This window comes from Shimia aestuarii (assembly GCF_022814865.1).
Classification (GTDB): domain Bacteria; phylum Pseudomonadota; class Alphaproteobacteria; order Rhodobacterales; family Rhodobacteraceae; genus Shimia; species Shimia aestuarii_A.
This window is the reverse complement of the sequence record NZ_JAKVRD010000007.1, coordinates 110478-126137: the sequence shown is the minus strand read 5'-3', so window position 1 is coordinate 126137 and position 15660 is coordinate 110478. Positions and strand designations below refer to the sequence as shown.

The window sequence follows — 15660 nt, the reverse complement described above, 5'->3', positions numbered from 1 at the left end:
TATATTTGATCTAGAAAAAATCCGCCGAGGGGAGGTGCGTGATGAGTATCCAGAAAGTCAGTCTCGCTGATCGATTCGACCTGGAGAAGCAGAATGTTCTGCTCAACGGGACACAGGCGCTTGTGCGTCTGATGTTGATGCAAAAGGCGCGCGACCGGGCCTCGGGGCTTGATACGGCGGGGCTTGTGACCGGGTATCGCGGCTCGCCGCTTGGTGCAGTGGACAGCCAAATGATGCGCGCCGAAAAGCATCTGACGGAAAATGACATTACCTTTCAGGCGGGTCTCAACGAAGACCTTGCGGCAACGGCGCTTTGGGGTAGCCAGCAGGCCGAGCTGCGCGGTGAAGGTAAGTTCGATGGCGTGTTCGGCCTTTGGTATGGCAAGGGGCCGGGGGTGGACCGCACCGGTGACGTGATGCGCCACGCCAATATGGCGGGCACTTCGGCGCATGGCGGTGTGCTGATGGCGATGGGCGATGACCACACGGGCGAAAGCTCGACCGTGTTGCATCAATCAGAATGGGCCATGGTCGATGCCTATATGCCGGTTGTATCGCCCGCTGGGGTGCAGGAAATTCTCGATTACGGTCTTTACGGTATCGCGTTGTCGCGATTTGCCGGCGTCTGGGTCGGCCTCAAGACGATGAAGGACACGATCGAGGCGACGGCGGTCGTCAATGGCGATCCGAACCGTTTGAGTTTCGTGACGCCGGAGTTCGAGATGCCAGAGGGCGGTCTCAATATCCGCCTGACCGACACGCCGCACGCGCAGGAAGCGCGGATGATCGACTATAAACGTTTTGCCGCCGAAGCCTTTAGCCATGCCAACAAGATGGACAAGCGCATGTGGGGCAAGCCCGGCGCGAAGATCGGGTTCGTGGCGGCGGGCAAGAACTGGCTCGACCTTGTGCATGCGCTCTCGCTTCTCGGGATCGACGAGGCGGAGGCCGAGCGTCTTGGCATCACGACCTACAAAGTCGGTCAGACATTCCCCTTGGATATGAAGGGGTTCCACGATTGGGCTGAGGGGCTCGACCTGATTGTCGTGGTGGAGGAAAAGCGCAAGCTCATTGAGGTGCAGGTCAAGGAAGCGATCTTTGACGACCGTCGGGGCCGCCGGGTCTATGGCTGGCACAAGGGCGGCGGTGCGGGCTCGATGCATGGGCCGGAACTGTTCCAGACCAAGGCGGCGCTTGATCCGATCATGATTGCCGAGAAGCTTGGCGAAATCCTCATTGAAGAGGGCCGTGGAACCGAAGCCGTCAAGGCGGGGCTGGCGCAGATCGCCGAAGCGAAACGCGCCGACAATGCCGAGGAAATCGCTGCGCGTATCCCGTATTTCTGCTCGGGCTGTCCGCATAACAGCTCCACCAAGCTTCCGGATGGAAGCCGGGCCTATGCGGGTATTGGCTGTCACTACATGGTGCAGTGGATGGATCGCGATACCGTGGGCTTTACCCATATGGGCGGCGAGGGCGCGAACTGGATCGGGGAGGCGCCGTTCTCCAAACGCGCGCATGTGTTCCAGAACCTCGGCGATGGCACCTACAACCACTCTGGCATTCAGGCGATCCGTGCTGCGCTCGCGGCGGGGACCAACATCACCTACAAGATTCTCTATAACGATGCCGTCGCGATGACCGGCGGGCAGGCCAACGAGGGCGATCTTTCGCCCCAGCAGATCGCCGCCGAAGTGAAGGCGATGGGGGTTGAGCATGTGGCCGTGGTTTATGACGAGAAGGAAGAGGTCGACCGTGCCGGTTTCCCGACCGGGCTAGACTTTCATGAGCGCAAAGAACTGCTCACGGTTGAGGAAAAATTCAGGGATCACAAGGGTGTATCGGTCATTCTTTACATCCAGACCTGCGCCGCAGAGAAGCGCCGCCGCCGCAAGCGCGGGCTTTTCCCGGACCCGGATCAGCGGGTGTTCATCAACACCGATGTCTGCGAGGGCTGCGGCGATTGCGGGGTGCAGTCGAACTGTATCTCTATCGAGCCGGTGCAGACCGAGCTTGGCCGCAAACGGGCGATCAACCAATCCTCCTGTAACAAGGACTTCTCTTGTCTGAATGGGTTCTGCCCGAGCTTCCTTACCGTGGAAGGGGCGAAGATCCGCAAGGAGGCGACGGCGGAATTGGACCTGCCGGAGATGGTCGGCCCTGAGATCAAGACGATCGAAGGCACGCATAACGTCGTGATTACCGGCGTCGGCGGCACGGGTGTTGTCACCATCGGCGCGGTGCTTGCACAGGCGGCACAGATCGACGGCAAGGCCGCAGGCATGATGGAGATGGCGGGCCTCGCGCAGAAGGGCGGTGCGGTGCATATCCATTGTCGCCTTGCTGAGACGCCGGAAGACATCAGCGCGATCCGCGTTGCCACGGGCGAATGCGATACGCTGATCGGGGGCGACCTTGTGGTGAGCGCCGGGGCGAAGACGCTTGGCCTTACATCGACGGGGCGCACGGGGGCTGTTGTGAACAGCCACGAGATCATCACCGGCGATTTTACCCGCGACACAGAGTTCAAACTGCCGACCGACCGGCTTGAGGTGGCGCTTGAGGCGCGGCTCAAGGAGGGGCTTTCGATGTTTGATGCGTCGGAGCTTGCGCGGATCGTGCTTGGGGATTCGATCTTTTCCAACATGATCATCTTTGGCGCGGCGTGGCAGAAGGGGCTTGTCCCGGTCAGCCATGAAGCACTCAAATCGGCGATCGAGCTTAATGGTGCGGCGGTCGAGAAGAACCTGCGCGCGTTTGAGATTGGGCGTTGGGCCGTGCTTTACCCGGAAGAGGCGGGCAAAATGGTCACGCCGAACGTGGTGTCCTTGCCGAAGTCCCTTGAGGAGAAGATCGCGTTTCGGGCCGACCACCTGGTGAAGTATCAGGGCAAGGGCCTTGCCAAGCGGTATCGCAAGATGGTCGAGGGAATCCAAGACGAACGCCTCAAGGAGGCGGTGGCGAAGGGGTATCACAAGCTTCTGGCCTATAAGGACGAATATGAGGTCGCGCGCCTGCATCTTGAGAGCCGGGCGAAGGCGGAAGAGGTGTTCGAGGGGGACTTTAAGATGAAGTTCCACCTTGCGCCGCCGATCCTGTCGAAGATGGGGGCGAACGGTCGGCCGGAGAAAAAGACCTTTGGGCCGGGCATGCTTCGCGGGTTCAAAATCCTTGCCAAGCTCAAAGGGCTGCGCGGTACGCCGCTTGATCCCTTTGGCCGCACCGAAGAACGCAAGATGGAGCGCGCGCTCATCAAGCAGTATGAGGCCGATATGAAGGCGCTTCTTGCTGAGCATGGTGACAAGGCGTCGGACGCAGCGATTGCGCTTGCCGAACTGCCGCTCTCGATCCGGGGCTTTGGTCCGGTCAAGGCGGAGAACGCCGAGAAGGCCGCTAAGCGCCGGGAGGAAATCCTTGCGGTTCTGAAGAGTGGCGAGGCGCTTCCTGAGGCGGCGGAATAAGCGCGGGACGAAGAGATCCCGGCGGCAGAGTGTTGCCGCCGGGTCATCTGGCTGTCACGGCAGTGTCATAAGGTCTTTCCAGAGGCGCGGAACAGGATTATGTGACGCGTGAGAAGCCGGAAAGACACAGCCATGGCGCACCAGAAAGACGTTGCCAGAGAAATCAGCTATGCCCATTCCGCCGCGACCAAGGGCGGGCGGGCGATGATCCGTGTCCTAGAGAACGCGACCGGGCGGATCGGGCTTATCAAGCGGGCCAAGGGCTATGAGCACGAGGTCGCGCAGGGGCGCGATTTCTGGGAGGTGATGACCGAACGCTACGGGCTCAAGCTCGAGGTGGTGGGCGGCTCGCTCGACAATATCCCGCGCGAGGGGCCGTTGATCCTCATTGCCAACCATCCTTATGGGATTCTCGATGGGTTGATGCTTGGCCATATCCTGTCGGAGACGCGGGGCGATTTCCGCATTCTCGCGCATCAGGTGTTTCGTAAGGCTGAAGATCTCAACCGGATCATCCTGCCGGTCTCGTTTGACGAGACGAAAGAGGCGGTGAAGCTCAACCTGCAAACCCGCAAGACGGCGCTCGACTACCTTGCGCAGGGCGGTGCGATCGGGATTTTTCCGGGCGGCACGGTGTCGACGGCGCAGACGCCTTTTGGCTTGCCGCTCGATCCGGGCTGGCGTGGGTTTACGGCGCGGATGGTGGCGAAATCCAAAGCGACGGTGGTGCCGGTCTTCTTTGATGGCACGACAAGCCGCCTGTTCCAACTTGCCAGCCATTTGCATGTCACGCTTCGGATGGGATTCCTCATTCGGGAGTTCAAGAAACGGGTCGATACGCCGGTGCGCGTGGTGATAGGAGAGCCGATTGACCGCGCCGCGCTTGATGCACGTAGCAAGGATACCAAGGCGCTGATGGACTTCCTCAGGATGCAGACCTATGCTCTGTCTCCAGAACCCATTCCGCTTGAGGGATACGGGTTTGAATTTGAAGAGAAATACAAGGCCTGAGACAGGCCCCGAGGGTAGTGGCGAGAGATCATGGCAGTCGGCATTTTTGATAGTGGCCTTGGTGGGCTGACGGTTCTGGACGCGGTGACCAAGCGGTTGCCGGATGTGCCCTTCGTGTATTTCGGAGACAACGCGCATGCGCCTTACGGGGTGCGGGATGCGGATGACGTCTACAACCTCACCACCGCCGCGGTGGAGCGGATGTGGGCGGCGGGCTGTGATCTCGTGATCCTTGCCTGTAACACCGCAAGTGCGGCGGCCCTCAGACGGATGCAAGAAAGCTGGATCCCGACGGATAAGCGGGTCTTGGGGGTTTTCGTGCCTTTGATTGAAGCGCTGACCGAGCGGAGCTGGGGCGATAACTCGCCACCGCGCGAGGTTGCAGTCAAACACGTGGCGCTTTTCGCGACGCCCGCGACCGTGGCGAGCCGTGCGTTTCAGCGTGAATTGGCCTTCCGCGCCATCGGTGTCGATGTTGAGGCGCAGGCCTGTGGCGGGGTGGTGGATGCCATCGAGGAGGGCGACATGATCCTCGCCGAGGCGCTTGTGAATAGCCATGTCGATGCGCTCAAGCGCAAGATGCCAAACCCGGAAGCGGCAATCCTTGGCTGCACGCACTACCCGCTCATGCATGAAGCGTTTCAGAACGCACTTGGCGCAGACGTTGCTGTTTATAGTCAGGCAAACCTCGTTGCAGAGTCGCTTGCCGACTACCTTGTGCGGCATCCGAAGATGATCGGCGCGGGGGAGGAGTCGCTTTTCCTGACGACGGGCGATCCGGCGAAAGTCTCGAGCCGCGCGACGCAGTTCCTGCGACGAAAGATCACGTTCGAAAAAGCGTGATCCGCGCGTCTCTCGCATTCCTGAATTAGAATGATTATAACCGTCTCAAAGTTTGGGACGGCGCGCCCCGGAAGGGCGCGAAACCCACAGATGAAAGAGGTCCAGACATGACCCATAAAATCGCCATCCTCGGGGCCAGCGGCTATACCGGAGCCGAGCTTGTCCGCCTTATTGCAACCCATCCCAGCATGGAGATCGTCGCGCTTTCGGCGGATCGTAAGGCCGGGATGGAGATGGCCGAAGTGTTCCCGCATCTACGTCATCTTGAGCTTCCAACGCTTTGTAAAATCGATGAAATCGACTTTGACGGAGTGGACCTGTGTTTCTGTGCCTTGCCGCATGCGACGAGCCAGAAGGTCATCAAGGCGCTGCCAGAGGCCGTCAAAGTGGTCGATCTCTCGGCGGATTTCCGTCTCCGCGACCCGGAAGAATACGCCAAGTGGTATGGCGGAGAACATGATGCGGTCGAGTTGCAAAAAGAAGCGGTCTATGGCCTGACCGAGTTCTACCGCGATGAGATCAAATCGGCGCGGCTTGTCGCCGGAACCGGCTGTAACGCAGCGACGGGGCAGTTCGTGCTGCGCCCGCTTATTGCCGAGGGTGTGATTGACTTTGATCATATCATTCTCGACCTGAAATGCGCAGTCTCTGGTGCAGGTCGGTCGTTGAAGGAAAACCTGCTGCATGCCGAGCTGAGCGAAGGCTACAACGCCTATGCCGTAGGCGGGAAGCACCGTCACCTTGGCGAGTTCGATCAGGAGTTCAGCGCGGTTGCAGGGCGCGAGGTGCGGATTCAGTTCACGCCGCATCTTCTTCCGGCGAACCGGGGGATTCTTGCGACGGCCTATGTGCACGGGGATGCCGAGACGGTTCACGCGACGCTTGCGCGGGCCTATGAGGCGGAGCCGTTCATCGAGGTCTTGCCGCTTGGCGAGACGCCGAATGTGAAACATGTGCGGGCGTCCAACTTCTGCCATATCGGCGTTGTGGGCGACCGGATTGAGGGCCGCACCATCGTTGTGGCGGTGCTCGACAACCTGACCAAGGGGTCCAGCGGGCAGGCGATTCAGAACGCCAACCTGATGCTTGGGGAAGAGGAGACCGCGGGGCTTATGCTCGCGCCGGTGTTCCCCTGATACGGAGAATGAGAGAATGAAGAACCTCAAGAAGAGACGGCGCATCCAGATCATCGTGCTGGCCTTCGTGGCGCTCGCGGTGTCGACGGGGTTGATCGGGTTTGCCTTCAAGGACGGGATCAACTTCTTCCGCAGCCCCAGCGAGGTGGCCGATGCGCCGCCGCCGCCGAACGAGGTTTTCCGGATTGGCGGGCTTGTCGAGGAAGGTTCTCTCAAGCGCGGGCAGGGCGAGACGATCCATTTCGTGGTGACGGATGGCGGGGCGTCGATCCCGGTCGTGTTCACTGGCGTGTTGCCGGACCTGTTTGACGAAAACCAAGGCATGATCGGCACCGGGCGGTATATCAATGGCGTGTTTGAGGCCGAGGAAATCCTCGCCAAGCATGACGAGACCTATATGCCTAAGGAAGTGGTGGATGCGCTCAAGGAGCAGGGGGTTTATCAGGAACCCGGTTCCTGATCCCGAGCACCAGTGTAAAAGGACGGCCCGTGGCAGATGCTGCGGGCCGTTTGCGTTTGGGCCGTGCGGTGGTGTGAGGCGCGGTTAACCCGGGCGCGGCAGGGTCGATCATGCAGGCAACGCATAGAGGTCGATCATGCAGGATGTGGCAGCGATTGCGCGCGAGATCGTGGCGCGAGAAGGGGGCTATGTGAATGACCTGGACGATCCGGGCGGGGCGACGAAACATGGCGTGACAGTGCACACGATGCGTCGTTTGGGGCTCGATCTCGACGGGGATGGCGATGTGGATGCGCAGGACGTGCGGCGCGTGAGCGAGGTGCAGGCGGTCGAGATTTTCCTTGAACACTACTATCGCCGTCCCGGCATAGAGGGCCTGCCAGAGAGCCTTCGTGCGTCGGTTTTTGACATGTATGTCAACGCGGGCGGGCAGGCGGTGCGTATTCTGCAAAGGCTCCTTTGCGAGATGGGTTGGTCGGTGACGGTTGATGGGGTGATCGGGGGCGAGACGGTGCAGGCCGCGGCGGAGGCCGACAGGGCCGCGCCGGATCATCTTGGCGATGCCTATGCGATTGCGCGGCGCAATTACTATTTCGCCTTGGCCGACCGCCGCCCGGCGAGCCGCAAATACGCGCGCCGCCGGGATGGCGGGAAGGGCGGATGGATCACGCGGGCCGAAGCCTTCATGCAGCCGCGCTATCGCCTAAGCGAAGCGGCGTTTCAGGAAAGGGTGGCGGCATGGGGTTAATCGCGCGGATTTTCACAATGATCTTCGGCGACGGGCGCAACGCGGTGCGCGAGACGGTCGAGGTGTTTCGCGAGAACGCCGAAGCCGGCGCGGCGCGGGCCAAGGAGGTGCAGCTTGCGGCGCTGGCGGCACAGGGGGCGGAGTTTCGCGCCACACGGCGCGGCGCGTTCGACAGGATCATGGATGGGCTCAATCGCCTGCCGCGCCCGGTCATGGCGCTTGGCTGTATTGGCCTTGTCATCGTTGCGATGATCGACCCGGTTTGGTTCTCGGCACGCATGGCGGGGCTGGCGCTTGTGCCGGAGCCCCTGTGGTGGCTTCTCGGTGTCATCGTGAGCTTCTATTTCGGCGCGCGGCATCAAGCGAAAGGGCAGGAATTTCAACGATCTATCGCGGAAACTTTGACACGTGTGCCACAAGTCAAGGGCGCGATTGATACGCTGCGGCAGGGCGGCGAGGACAGCGTTGTGGATGTGCAAAACCCGGCGCTCGGGGCGTGGCGGGCAGAGGCGCGCAAAGCCGCGCTGCCTGATGCGGGCGACCTGCGATAAAGCGCCGCCCCCGCGACAATGTGATCGCATTCACATCGCGAAATGCATTGGCCACCGGACGCGTGCGACTTATAACGCAGGGCATGATAGTAGAACTCGGCCACTTCGCCCTTATACTCGCCGCCCTCACCGCCGTGGTGCAGGCGGTGGTTCCGCTCATTGGTGCTCATAAACGCTGGCCCGCCTGGATGGCGGTTGCTGAACCGGCGGCGGGCATTCAGTTCCTTCTCACCGCCTTCTCGTTTTGCGCGTTGACCTATGCCTTCGTGGTCTCTGATTTCTCGGTGACGCTGGTGACGAACAACTCGCATTCGATGAAGCCGATGCTCTATAAGATTTCGGGCGTCTGGGGCAACCACGAGGGGTCGATGCTCCTTTGGGTGTTGATCCTGACGCTGTTCGGGGCGACGCTGGCGTGGTTTGGAAACAACTTGCCGCCAAGCCTGCGGGCGCGGGCGCTTGCGGTGCAGTCGCTTGTGTCGGTGGCCTTCTACGCCTTTATCCTCTTTACCTCGAACCCGTTCCTTCGCGAAGGCGTGCCGCCGTTTGATGGCAACGGGCTCAACCCGCTTTTGCAAGACCCCGGTCTCGCCTTCCATCCGCCGTTTCTCTATCTCGGGTATGTGGGCCTTTCGATGGCGTTCAGCTTTGCTGTGGCAGCCTTGATCGAGGGCCGTGTCGATGCGGCATGGGCGCGGTGGGTGCGGCCTTGGACGCTGGCGGCATGGGTGTTCCTCACCATTGGTATCGCGCTTGGGTCTTGGTGGGCCTATTACGAGCTTGGCTGGGGCGGGTTCTGGTTCTGGGATCCGGTCGAGAATGCCTCGTTCATGCCGTGGCTTCTTGCGGCGGCGCTCTTGCATTCGGCCATCGTGGTCGAGAAGCGCGAGGCGTTGAAAAGCTGGACCATCCTGCTTGCCATTCTGGCCTTTGGATTCTCCCTCATTGGGACGTTCATCGTGCGCTCGGGCGTCATCACCTCGGTGCATGCCTTTGCCAATGACCCGGAGCGCGGGGTGTTTATCCTTGCGATTCTTGCGATCTTCATGGGCGGGGCGCTTATGCTTTTCGCCGCGCGGGCAAGCGCCATGGAGGCCAAGGGCGTCTTTAGCATCGTGAGTCGCGAAAGCGTTCTCGTGATGAACAACATTCTTCTCGCGGTGGCCTGTTTCGTGGTGTTTATCGGCACGATCTGGCCGCTGGTGTCGGAGATCTTCTTTACCCGCAAGCTCTCGGTTGGGGCGCCGTTCTTCAATATGGCGTTCACGCCGTTCATGGTCTTGCTCGGGGTGCTTCTGCCGGTGGGTGCGATGCTGCCTTGGAAGCGGGCCAATGTGCTGCGCGCGGCGCGTCCGCTCCTGCCGGCGCTCTTGCTGGCGTTTGCATTGGCCGGGCTCGCGTGGTCGGTGCAGAGCGAAAAGTCGCTTCTTGGTCCGGTCGGGGTCTTCCTTGGGACGTGGATCGTTGTCGGTGCGATGGTCGATATCTTTAGCCGCACCGGGCGCGGCGCGTTCGGTCAGCGTCTTGGTCGTCTCAAACGCCTGCCGCGCGCGGATTGGGGCAAGGCGGTGGCCCATGCCGGGCTTGGCGTGACGATGGTCGGGATTGCCGGTCTGATGGCGTGGGAGCAGGAAGATATCCGCGTTGTGCAGACGGGCGAGCCGTGGACAGTGGGCGCCTATGAGTTCACGCTCAACAGCGTCGAGCGCGTGCAGGGGCCAAACTATATCTCGACCATGGGCGACGTGACCGTGCGCCGCGATGGCAATTTCGTCGCGACGCTACATCCTGAGAAACGCGCCTATCCGGTGCAGTCGATGCCGACCACAGAGGCCTCGATCGACTACCGGTTCCTGCGCGATGTCTATGTGGTGATTGGCGATCCGCAGAATGATGGCGGTTGGGCCATGCGGATTTACATCAAGCCGCTGACCAACTGGATCTGGCTAGGGTGTTTGATGATGGCGATTGGCGGTGTCTTCAGCCTCAGCGACCGGCGCTATCGCGTCGCCGCAGGGGCGCGCAAATCGGTGCCGAGTGCGGGAGTGCCTGCGGAATGAAACGTCTTCTGGTCATCCTTGCCCTGATCGCGGCGCCGGTTTGGGCGGTGCAGCCTGACGAAATCCTTGATGATCCGGTGCTCGAGGAACGGGCGCGGGATCTGTCGAAAGACCTGCGTTGTCTTGTGTGTCGCAACGAGAGCATCGACGATTCCAATGCCGAACTGGCGCGTGACCTGCGGCTTTTGGTGCGGGAACGGCTTGTCGCCGGGGACACGGATGAGGAGGCGGTGGATTTCATCGTTTCGCGCTATGGTGAGTATGTCCTTCTCAAGCCGCGCGCAGGGGGGACGAACCTTGTGCTCTACCTTGCGGGGCCGGTGATGCTCCTCCTCGCGCTTGGCACGGCGGCGCTTTACCTGCGCCGACGCCAGAGCGCGCCGAAGACGGCGGAAGAAGGGCTTGATGCCGAGGAACAGGCGCGGTTGAAAGAAATTCTCGAGGAATGACGCGCGGTTTCGCTTGGGTGCGAAGGGTGTCCGGGTATGCTCTGGGCAAATCGAACTGACGGGGAAACGCCATGGACTATCAAGCCATCACCTATGAGCTCACGGACGGGATCGCGATCATTGCGCTCAACCGCCCGGATGTGATGAACGCCTTTACCGCACAGATGCGGGCCGAGATCACGCATGCGATGATCGAAGCTGGACGCGAGGCGCGCGTCGTCGTGCTTACCGGGGCAGGGCGGGCCTTTTGTTCTGGGCAAGACCTTGGCGATGGCGTGGGCAATGCCACGAATCTCGATCTCGAGCGGGCGTTGCGCGATGAGTATACGCCGATGCTACGGGCGATCCGGGATTGTCCGGTGCCTGTCATCGCGGCGGTCAACGGTGCGGCAGCGGGGGCAGGGGCCAACCTTGCGCTCGCGGCGGATGTGGTGATCGCGTCGGAGCGGGCTTATTTCATGCAGGCGTTTTCCAAGATTGGTCTGATCCCGGATGCGGGCGGCACTTATGCGCTGCCGCGGCTTGTCGGGCAGGCGCGTGCCATGGGCGCGTCGCTTTTCGCCGAGAAGATCAGTGCGAAACAGGCGGAAAGCTGGGGCATGATCTGGGAAGCGGTCGCCGATGAGGCGTTTGAAGAGACGTGGCGCGGCCGGGCCAAGACGCTCGCAGAAGGGCCAACGCAGGCTTACGCGCATATCAAGGCCGCGATTCAGGCTTCGCCGGAGAATGATTTCGAAGAGCAGCTTTCGCTCGAGGCGAAGCTTCAGGGCAAATGCGGCAAGACCCGCGATTTCCAAGAAGGCGTTGTCGCCTTCCTAGAGAAACGGCCAGCGCATTACGAGGGGCGTTAAGCGCTTTCGACAAGGACGATGGCGGCCAGAACGGTCGCCACGTCCTCATCCTCGACGATCAGTGCTTTGACCCCATCCAGCGAAACATGGGTGTCGTCGCCGATCTTTTCGGCAGTGACGGCAGGGGGTGTGGTGCCACCTTTGTAGATCACGGCAATCTGTTCCGCGTCCGACCCGTTGTTGAAATCGACGATAGATGCCGGGGCGCTGCCGTCGGTTTGGTCATTAAAGAGGGTGAAGAGATCTTCGCCGTCGCCGCCCCAGACCTGATCGCCCGCGCCGAACACCAGCCAATCATCTCCGGCTTCGCCATAAAGCGTGTCAGGGCCGCTTGTGTCTTCGCTGACATCGGCGGAGAGACCGGCGAGGGCGGAGGCGTCGGGGGAGATCTGTGCCAGGTCATCGAAGGTCAGCTCGTGGGCGAAAGGATCGGTCCCGAGGAGCACGTCATTGCCGTCACCACCAAGAAGGACGTCCTCTCCGCTGCCGCCAGCCAGAGCATCCGCGCCATTGCCACCGATTAGGCTATCATCGCCTGCATTGCCGAGCAGCGAGTCATCGCCGCGTTCGCCAAAAAGCGTATCGGTGCCATCGCCGCCTGCCATCTGGTCATTCTGGGCGCCGCCTTCGAGATGGTCGTCGCCGGTGCCGCCGATCAGGAGGTCATCGCCATCGCCGCCTCGGAGGCTATCGTCGGCAGAGCCGCCATCGAGCGTATCCATGCCGTCGCCACCAAAGAGGGTATCGAACCCGGCCCATCCACGCAGGTCGTCGTTGCCATCGCCGCCGGTGAGCGTGTCGTCGCCGCCCTTGCCGATCAGGAGGTCATTGCCTGTGCTGCCGGTCAGGTCGTTGTCTTCAGCGTCGCCTTTGGTGACGGTATCGTACTCTTGTTCTTCGACCACGGTTTCAGGCGCGGAGTCATCGTCTTCACCAAGCAATTCGATGAGACCCCAGCCAAGAAAGGCGGTTCCGAGAATGGCGGCAGCGTAGAGCATAAAGGCCCCCTTGGCGCGAAGCGCGTGTTGGCAGATCGGGAAATGAGGCAGAAATGTGTCCCAGCGCGTTAAGATTTGCGCCGAGTCGTGAGAGAAGTCAAATCACAGTCGCGGTTGTTTACGGTTTGCGAACAATCCAAGGAAAGCGTCAGAATTAGAAAGGGTTAGCACCAAAAACCCAACGAAAAACGCGCCCGCGGCAAGGCCGGGGCGCGTCTTTGAATGTGGGTTGAATCGCGCCTTAGCGGTCTTCGATGTCCGTGTAGCTGCGCTCGGTTTCGCCGAGATAAAGCTGACGCGGGCGGCCGATCTTGTGGGCCGGATCCGAGAACTGTTCTTTCCACTGCGAGATCCAGCCGACGGTGCGCGACAGCGCGAAGATCGGGGTGAACATCGAGGTCGGGAAGCCCATCGCCTCGAGGATGATGCCCGAGTAGAAGTCGACGTTCGGGAAGAGCTTTTTCTCAGCGAAATAGGGATCGGCGAGGGCTGCTTCTTCGAGCGCCTTGGCGGTCGCGAGGATCGGGTTGTTTTCCACGCCGAGCAGTTCGAGCACCTCGTCGGCGGACTGTTTCATCACGGTCGCGCGCGGGTCAAAGTTCTTATAGACGCGGTGGCCAAAGCCCATCAGGCGGAACGGATCGTCCTTGTCCTTGGCGCGGGCGATGTATTCCGGGATGTTCTCGGGCGAGCCGATTTCCTTGAGCATCTCGAGACAAGCCTGGTTGGCGCCGCCATGTGCGGGGCCCCAAAGACAGGCGATGCCCGCTGCGATGCAGGCAAACGGGTTGGCGCCCGACGAAGATGCAAGACGCACGGTCGAGGTCGAGGCGTTCTGCTCGTGGTCGGCATGGAGCGTAAAGATACGGTCCATCGCGCGGGCGAGGATCGGGTTCACTTCATAGTCTTCGGCCGGTACGGCGAAACACATGCGCAGGAAGTTCGACGCATAGTCGAGGTCATTGCGCGGATACACGAAGGGCTGGCCGATGGTGTATTTATAGGCCATCGCCGCGATGGTCGGCATCTTCGCAACTAGGCGGTGCGATGCGATTTCACGCTGACGCGGATCCGAGATGTCGGTCGAGTCGTGGTAGAAGGCCGACATTGCGCCGACAACACCGACCATGATCGCCATCGGGTGCGCGTCACGGCGGAAGCCACGGAAGAAGGTGTGCATCTGCTCGTGCACCATGGTGTGGCGCGTGATCGTGTCTTCGAACTGCTCAAGCTCTGCCGCGGAGGGCAGGTAGCCGTAGAGCAGCAGGAAGCAGACTTCGAGATAGTGCGATTTGCCTGCGAGATCGCTGATCGGATAGCCGCGGTGCAGCAGGACGCCCTCGTTGCCATCAATATAGGTGATGGTGGAGTCGCAGGACGCGGTCGAGGTAAAGCCCGGATCGTAGGTAAAGACACCAGCCTGAGCATAGAGCTTGCGGATGTCGAGCACGTCTGGCCCCGCCGTCGGCGAATGGATCGGCAAATCAAACGACTTGTCTCCAATGGTCAAAGTCGCAGTTCTCTGGCTATCGGTCATACGTGTTCCCTTCCTCTCGTTCCCTCGGCGTGGCGCGTCGGGCGGTTCGTCTCATAACGCAGGCAGGGGATTAGGCCTCCCCGGCCTGCGGATCAAAATCAGCCGCTTCCTCCAGGCGGGCGAGGGATTCGTCGCGGCCCAGAACAAGCATCATATCAAATACACTGGGGGTCACCGCGCGTCCGGCGAGGGCTGCCCGGAGGGGGCCTGCCATCTTGCCAAACTTGATTTCTTTCGCCTCTGCGAAAGCGTTGGTAACAGCCTCCAGACCGTCTCGCGTCCAGCTAGCATTTTGCAACTGCGGCGTCAATTCATTCAGTATACCACGGGATACTGAATCGAGATTCTTCATCGCTTTCTGGTCCGGCTGAAGAGGCCGGTCAGTCAGGATAAAGTAAGCCTTTTCAATGAGGTCGGGGAAGGTCTTGGCGCGATCTTTGAGGCAGTAGAGGGCCCGGTCCATCCCCTCAATTTTTTCGTCCGAGAGCGGTGTCTCGCCCGAGGCCGTCAGAAAGGCCTGAAGCTCATGCAGCAGCGCAGCATTTTCTGCGACAGCAAAGTGCTGACCGCAGAGGTTTTCGAGCTTCTTGGTGTCAAAACGGGCAGGGCTCTTGCCGATTCCATCAAGGTCGAACCAGTCGAGTGCCTGGGCATCGGTAAAGAACTCATCATCGCCGTGGCTCCAGCCCAAACGCGCGAGGTAGTTGCGCATGCCTGCCGCGGGATAGCCCATGACTTGGTATTCCTGTGCCCCGAGCGCGCCGTGCCGCTTGGAGAGCTTCTTGCCATCGGGGCCGTGAATGAGCGGGATATGGGCCCAGACCGGCACGTCCCAGCCCATCGCCTCATAGATCATCATCTGACGCGCGGCATTGTTGAGGTGATCGTCGCCCCGGATCACGTGGGTGACGCCCATGTCATGGTCATCGACGACAACAGCCAGCATGTACACAGGCGTGCCATCGGAGCGTAACAGGATCATGTCATCGAGTTGATCATTGCGGATCGTCACGTCGCCTTGCACCTCGTCGCGGATCACCGTGGCGCCATCCTGTGGCGCCTTGATGCGGATGACATAAGGCGCGTCCGGATGTGTCGCGGGATCGGCATCGCGCCAGGGCGAGCGGTAAAGCGTCGACTTGCCCTCGGCGCGGGCGGTCTCGCGGAAGGCGGCGATTTCGTCCTGCGTCGCGAAGCACTTGTAGGCCTTGCCTTGGGCGAGGAGGTCACGGGCCACCTCGGCGTGGCGGTCGGCGCCTTCGAATTGCGAGATCACCTCGCCATCATGGTCGAGGCCAAGCCAGTCGAGACCCTGAAGGATCGCTGCCGTGGCCTCGGGCGTGGAGCGTTCGCGGTCCGTGTCCTCGATGCGCAAGAGGAACTTGCCGCCGCGCCCCCGGGCATAGAGCCAGTTGAACAGCGCGGTGCGCGCGCCACCGATGTGCAGAAAACCGGTGGGCGAGGGAGCAAAACGGGTGACGACCTGGCGTGTCATGAGGGGGTTAACCTTTCCGTAACCAAGATTGGACTAGCGTTGGCGCCTGTCTAGCGACCT

General features: G+C 61.1%; 13 protein-coding genes. 10 read left to right on the top strand and 3 right to left on the bottom strand.

The window, feature by feature from the left end:
• Positions 1 to 41: 41 nt before the first annotated feature.
• From MK745_RS09325 to MK745_RS09280, 10 genes are all read left to right on the top strand, one after another.
• Positions 42 to 3461: an indolepyruvate ferredoxin oxidoreductase family protein gene (locus MK745_RS09325; RefSeq protein ID WP_243613020.1), complete on the top strand. Its 3420-nt coding sequence runs from the start codon at positions 42 to 44 to the stop codon at positions 3459 to 3461.
• A 132-nt stretch (positions 3462 to 3593) separates the two neighbouring features.
• Entirely contained in the window at positions 3594 to 4472 is an 879-nt protein-coding gene (locus MK745_RS09320) for a lysophospholipid acyltransferase family protein (protein ID WP_243613019.1), read from the top strand.
• Between the two features lie 30 nt (positions 4473 to 4502).
• Complete coding sequence (locus MK745_RS09315; RefSeq protein ID WP_243613018.1) at positions 4503 to 5315, top strand: glutamate racemase; 813 nt, start codon at positions 4503 to 4505, stop codon at positions 5313 to 5315.
• Between the two features lie 107 nt (positions 5316 to 5422).
• Positions 5423 to 6451: an N-acetyl-gamma-glutamyl-phosphate reductase gene (gene argC / locus MK745_RS09310; RefSeq protein WP_243613017.1), complete on the top strand. Its 1029-nt coding sequence runs from the start codon at positions 5423 to 5425 to the stop codon at positions 6449 to 6451.
• A gap of 16 nt (positions 6452 to 6467) precedes the next feature.
• Entirely contained in the window at positions 6468 to 6911 is a 444-nt protein-coding gene (gene ccmE / locus MK745_RS09305; protein WP_243613016.1) for a cytochrome c maturation protein CcmE, read from the top strand.
• 136 nt (positions 6912 to 7047) lie between these two features.
• Positions 7048 to 7659: a holin-associated N-acetylmuramidase gene (locus tag MK745_RS09300; RefSeq protein WP_243613015.1), complete on the top strand. Its 612-nt coding sequence runs from the start codon at positions 7048 to 7050 to the stop codon at positions 7657 to 7659.
• On the top strand, positions 7650 to 8210 hold the full coding sequence (locus MK745_RS09295; RefSeq protein WP_243613014.1) for a holin family protein: 561 nt from the start codon (positions 7650 to 7652) through the stop codon (positions 8208 to 8210). Before MK745_RS09300 ends, MK745_RS09295 begins: the two co-directional genes overlap by 10 nt.
• Positions 8211 to 8293: 83 nt before the next feature.
• Positions 8294 to 10270 carry a heme lyase CcmF/NrfE family subunit gene (locus MK745_RS09290; protein ID WP_243613013.1) on the top strand — a complete coding sequence of 659 codons (1977 nt, stop codon included), beginning with the start codon at positions 8294 to 8296 and terminating at the stop codon, positions 10268 to 10270.
• The gene (locus MK745_RS09285; RefSeq protein WP_243613012.1) at positions 10267 to 10719 is read left to right on the top strand and encodes a cytochrome c-type biogenesis protein; all 453 of its coding nucleotides are present in this window, start codon (positions 10267 to 10269) and stop codon (positions 10717 to 10719) included. Before MK745_RS09290 ends, MK745_RS09285 begins: the two co-directional genes overlap by 4 nt.
• A gap of 71 nt (positions 10720 to 10790) precedes the next feature.
• Positions 10791 to 11570 (top strand): enoyl-CoA hydratase-related protein, encoded by a 780-nt coding sequence (locus tag MK745_RS09280; protein WP_243613011.1) that lies wholly within the window; start codon positions 10791 to 10793, stop codon positions 11568 to 11570.
• On the opposite strand, the gene MK745_RS09275 is transcribed toward MK745_RS09280, so the two are convergent.
• The 3 genes from MK745_RS09275 to gltX form a co-directional block, all read right to left on the bottom strand.
• Entirely contained in the window at positions 11567 to 12568 is a 1002-nt protein-coding gene (locus MK745_RS09275) for a calcium-binding protein (protein WP_243613010.1), read from the bottom strand. The two genes, MK745_RS09280 and MK745_RS09275, sit on opposite strands and share 4 nt — an antisense overlap.
• Positions 12569 to 12809: 241 nt before the next feature.
• Positions 12810 to 14105 (bottom strand): citrate synthase, encoded by a 1296-nt coding sequence (gene gltA / locus MK745_RS09270; RefSeq protein ID WP_243613009.1) that lies wholly within the window; start codon positions 14103 to 14105, stop codon positions 12810 to 12812.
• Between the two features lie 70 nt (positions 14106 to 14175).
• Positions 14176 to 15600, bottom strand: coding sequence for a glutamate--tRNA ligase (gene gltX, locus MK745_RS09265; protein WP_243613008.1), 1425 nt, complete (start codon positions 15598 to 15600; stop codon positions 14176 to 14178).
• Positions 15601 to 15660 lie beyond the last annotated feature (60 nt).

Bases quoted from the DNA above. Each gene is read 5' to 3' on its own strand.
- argC (WP_243613017.1), top strand. From the start codon at position 5,423: ATGACCCATAAAATCGCCATCCTCGGGGCCAGCGGCTATACCGGAGCC.
- MK745_RS09320 (WP_243613019.1), top strand. From the start codon at position 3,594: ATGGCGCACCAGAAAGACGTTGCCAGAGAAATCAGCTATGCCCATTCC.
- ccmE (WP_243613016.1), top strand. From the start codon at position 6,468: ATGAAGAACCTCAAGAAGAGACGGCGCATCCAGATCATCGTGCTGGCC.
- MK745_RS09325 (WP_243613020.1), top strand. From the start codon at position 42: ATGAGTATCCAGAAAGTCAGTCTCGCTGATCGATTCGACCTGGAGAAG.
- MK745_RS09285 (WP_243613012.1), top strand. From the start codon at position 10,267: ATGAAACGTCTTCTGGTCATCCTTGCCCTGATCGCGGCGCCGGTTTGG.
- MK745_RS09300 (WP_243613015.1), top strand. From the start codon at position 7,048: ATGCAGGATGTGGCAGCGATTGCGCGCGAGATCGTGGCGCGAGAAGGG.
- gltA (WP_243613009.1), bottom strand. From the start codon at position 14,105: ATGACCGATAGCCAGAGAACTGCGACTTTGACCATTGGAGACAAGTCG.
- MK745_RS09315 (WP_243613018.1), top strand. From the start codon at position 4,503: ATGGCAGTCGGCATTTTTGATAGTGGCCTTGGTGGGCTGACGGTTCTG.
- MK745_RS09290 (WP_243613013.1), top strand. From the start codon at position 8,294: ATGATAGTAGAACTCGGCCACTTCGCCCTTATACTCGCCGCCCTCACC.
- gltX (WP_243613008.1), bottom strand. From the start codon at position 15,600: ATGACACGCCAGGTCGTCACCCGTTTTGCTCCCTCGCCCACCGGTTTT.
- MK745_RS09295 (WP_243613014.1), top strand. From the start codon at position 7,650: ATGGGGTTAATCGCGCGGATTTTCACAATGATCTTCGGCGACGGGCGC.
- MK745_RS09275 (WP_243613010.1), bottom strand. From the start codon at position 12,568: ATGCTCTACGCTGCCGCCATTCTCGGAACCGCCTTTCTTGGCTGGGGT.
- MK745_RS09280 (WP_243613011.1), top strand. From the start codon at position 10,791: ATGGACTATCAAGCCATCACCTATGAGCTCACGGACGGGATCGCGATC.